The 3,380-nt window shown below is 62.0% G+C and carries 4 protein-coding genes; all 4 read right to left on the bottom strand.

Annotated features, from left to right (window positions below):
* Positions 1–98 (bottom strand): GTP-binding protein (locus DBR10_RS05900; protein WP_199225306.1); only part of this gene is annotated, 98 nt, incomplete at its 3' end.
* A gap of 61 nt (positions 99–159) precedes the next feature.
* The gene (gene fusA / locus DBR10_RS05895) at positions 160–2,238 is read right to left on the bottom strand and encodes an elongation factor G (protein WP_108505954.1); all 2,079 of its coding nucleotides are present in this window, start codon (positions 2,236–2,238) and stop codon (positions 160–162) included.
* 105 nt (positions 2,239–2,343) lie between these two features.
* Complete coding sequence (gene rpsG / locus DBR10_RS05890) at positions 2,344–2,817, bottom strand: 30S ribosomal protein S7 (protein ID WP_007661568.1); 474 nt, start codon at positions 2,815–2,817, stop codon at positions 2,344–2,346.
* Positions 2,818–2,829: 12 nt separating this feature from the next.
* Positions 2,830–3,201 carry a 30S ribosomal protein S12 gene (rpsL, locus tag DBR10_RS05885; RefSeq protein ID WP_007661566.1) on the bottom strand — a complete coding sequence of 124 codons (372 nt, stop codon included), beginning with the start codon at positions 3,199–3,201 and terminating at the stop codon, positions 2,830–2,832.
* Between the last annotated feature and the right edge of the window lie 179 nt (positions 3,202–3,380).

Below are 3,380 nucleotides of genomic sequence, written 5' to 3'. Positions count from 1 at the left end.
GTGATCGCAGCCGTCAGCGTCGTCTTGCCATGGTCAACGTGACCAATCGTGCCGATGTTGCAGTGCGGCTTGTTACGTTCGAACTTTTCCTTGGCCATTTTTCTCTAGCTCCGGACCCCAGAGGGGCCTGCAATTTAAGGGGAATATCTGGGGTGGGGTTTAGGCGTACTTCTTGATCACTTCGTCGGCGACGTGTTGCGGCACCGGCTCGTAGTGATCGTACTGCATCGTGAACTGGGCGCGGCCCTGTGACATGCCCCGCAGGGTGTTCACATAACCGAACATGTTGGCGAGCGGCACGAAGGCATTCACCACCGTGGCGTTGCCGCGCATGTCTTGACCCTGGATCATGCCGCGACGGCTGTTCAGGTCACCGATGACCGAACCCAGGTACTCTTCCGGGGTCACGACCTCGACGGCCATGATCGGCTCGAGCAGCTTGGGAGCGCCCTTCTCGCGCAGTTCCTTAAAGGCGGCGCGCGACGCGATTTCGAACGCCAGCACGCTGGAGTCGACGTCGTGGTACTTGCCGTCCGTCAGGGTGGCCTTGAAGTCGATCAGCGGGAAGCCGGCGAGCAGGCCGTTGTCCTTCACGGACTCCAGACCCTTCTGGACGCCCGGGATGTATTCCTTGGGCACCGCGCCGCCGACGATGGCGCTTTCGAACACGAAGCCCGAGCCGGCTTCGCCGGGCTCGAAGGTGATCATGACGCGGGCGAACTGGCCCGTACCACCGGTCTGCTTCTTGTGGGTGTAGTCGATGTCGACCTTCTTACCCAGGCTTTCGCGATAGGCCACCTGCGGCGCGCCAATATTGGCTTCGACCTTGTAGGTCCGCTTCAGGATGTCGATCTTGATGTCCAGGTGCAGTTCACCCATGCCCTTCAGGATCGTCTGGCCGCTTTCGAAGTCGGTCGAGACGGTGAAGGACGGATCTTCGGCGGCCAGCTTCTGCAGGGCGACGCCCAGCTTCTCCTGGTCGGCCTTCGACTTGGGCTCGACGGCGATTTCGATAACCGGGGCCGGGAATTCCATGCGCTCGAGGATAACCGGCGACTTCAGGGGATCGCACAGGGTGTCACCGGTGCGGGTTTCCTTCAGGCCGGCCAGGGCGACGATGTCGCCGGCATAGGCTTCCTTGATGTCTTCGCGGTTGTTCGAGTGCATGAGCAGCATCCGGCCGACGCGCTCGCGCTTGTCGCGCGTGGCGTTCAGCAGGCCCATGCCGGTTTCCAGCTTGCCCGAATAGATGCGGCAGAAGGTCAGCGAACCAACGAAGGGGTCGTCCATGATCTTGAACGCCAGAACCGACAGGGGCTCCTCGTCCGAGGCGCGACGCACGACTTCTTCTTCGGTCTTGAAGTCGATGCCCTTGGTCGGCGGGATGTCCAGCGGCGACGGCAGGTAGTCGACGACGGCGTCCAGGAGCGTCTGCACGCCCTTGTTCTTGAAGGCCGAGCCGCAGAGGATCGGATAGAAGGCACCGGCCAGAACGGCCTTGCGGATGCAGTTCTTGATGGTGGCTTCCGAGGGCTCGTCGCCGCCCAGATAGGCTTCCATCGCATCGTCGTCCATTTCGACGGCGCATTCGACAAGATAGGCACGGGCCGCAACGGCCTTGTCCATCAGGTCAGCGGGGATTTCTTCGTCACGGAAGTTGGCGCCCAGGGCGTCGTTGTCCCAGACAACAGCCTTCATGCGGACCAGGTCGACCAGGCCCTTCAGGTTCGATTCCGAACCGATCGGGAACTGGATCGGAACGGCCTTGGCACCCAGACGGTCGCGGATCGACTCGACCGACTTGTCGAAGTCGGCGCCGATCTTGTCCATCTTGTTGACGAAGACGATCCGCGGAACGCGGTACTTGTCGGCCTGGCGCCAGACGGTTTCGGTCTGCGGCTCGACGCCGGCGTTACCGTCCAAAACCGTCACGGCACCGTCGAGGACGCGCAGGCTGCGCTCGACTTCAATCGTGAAGTCGACGTGTCCGGGGGTGTCGATGATGTTGAGGCGCTTTTCCTGCCAGAAGGCGGTCGTCGCGGCCGACGTGATCGTGATGCCGCGCTCCTGCTCCTGGTCCATCCAGTCCATGGTCGCGGCGCCGTCGTGGACTTCGCCGATCTTGTGCGACTTACCCGTGTAGTACAGGATCCGCTCGGTCGTCGTGGTCTTTCCGGCGTCGATGTGCGCCATGATGCCGAAGTTACGGTAGTCTTCGATTTTATGCTGGCGGGCCATGATGGAGCTCTGCGTAGCGCTGCCGTGAGGCAGGGACATTTAAACGTGCGGCGCGGGCGGTTTATCTCAAACCGCCCGCGCCTGAAAGAGTGCTGGTAAGAAAGCTTACCAGCGGTAGTGCGAGAACGCCCGGTTGGCTTCAGCCATCTTGTGGGTGTCTTCGCGCTTCTTCACCGCGGTGCCGCGGTTGTTGGAAGCATCGAGCAGTTCACCGGCCAGCTTCTCGGTCATGGTGTTCTCGCCGCGCTTGCGCGCTGCGGTCACCAGCCAGCGGATGGCCAGGGCGCGACGACGGTCCGGACGGACTTCCACGGGCACCTGATAGGTGGCACCGCCGACGCGGCGCGACCGGACTTCGATCGCCGGGGCGACGTTGTCCAGGGCGGAGTGGAAGGTTTCCAGGGGACCCTGGTCCTTGCGCTTGTTTTCCAGGATGTCGAAAGCACCATAGATGATGTTTTCGGCGACGGCTTTTTTGCCCTCGTACATCACGTAGTTCATGAACTTTGTGACGATCAGATCTCCAAACTTGGGATCCGGCAGGACTTGGCGTTTCTCGGCGCGACGGCGGCGGGACATTCTTCTTTTTCCTTACTTCGGACGCTTGGCGCCGTAGAGCGAACGACGCTGCTTACGATCCTTGACACCTTGGGTGTCGAGGACGCCGCGCAGGATGTGATAGCGGACGCCGGGCAAGTCCTTGACGCGGCCGCCGCGGATGAGCACCACCGAGTGCTCCTGCAGGTTGTGGCCTTCGCCCGGGATGTAGCAAACGGCTTCGATGCCGGTGGTCAGACGGACCTTGGCGACCTTACGCAGAGCCGAGTTCGGCTTCTTCGGGGTCGTCGTATAGACGCGGGTGCAAACACCACGACGTTGGGGGCAGCCCTTCAGGGCGGGCACCTTGTTCCGGACCGGCTTGGGCTGGCGCGGTTTGCGGATGAGCTGGTTGACGGTAGGCATTCAGTCTCTGCTCTGATGGAAGCGTGTGCCTGTCGGCCGAAGCGCTTCGGGTCCTTGTTGTTGTTCTTCCGGCTTTCAAAGCCCCTTGTGGGGACCCGATAAACACGAAACTCGCCGGGACGCGGAAAGCGTTCCGGCGGGCTATCCGTCGGTTAAGGGACGGGCATCTAACGAGACAG

The sequence above is a fragment of the Caulobacter sp. HMWF025 genome (assembly GCF_003060965.1).
Lineage (GTDB): Bacteria > Pseudomonadota > Alphaproteobacteria > Caulobacterales > Caulobacteraceae > Caulobacter.
This window is presented reverse-complemented; position numbering and strand designations above follow the sequence as displayed.

Coding starts and splice junctions, on each gene's coding strand:
- rpsG (WP_007661568.1), bottom strand. CDS start 2,817: ATGTCCCGCCGCCGTCGCGCCGAGAAACGCCAAGTCCTGCCGGATCCC.
- rpsL (WP_007661566.1), bottom strand. CDS start 3,201: ATGCCTACCGTCAACCAGCTCATCCGCAAACCGCGCCAGCCCAAGCCG.
- fusA (WP_108505954.1), bottom strand. CDS start 2,238: ATGGCCCGCCAGCATAAAATCGAAGACTACCGTAACTTCGGCATCATG.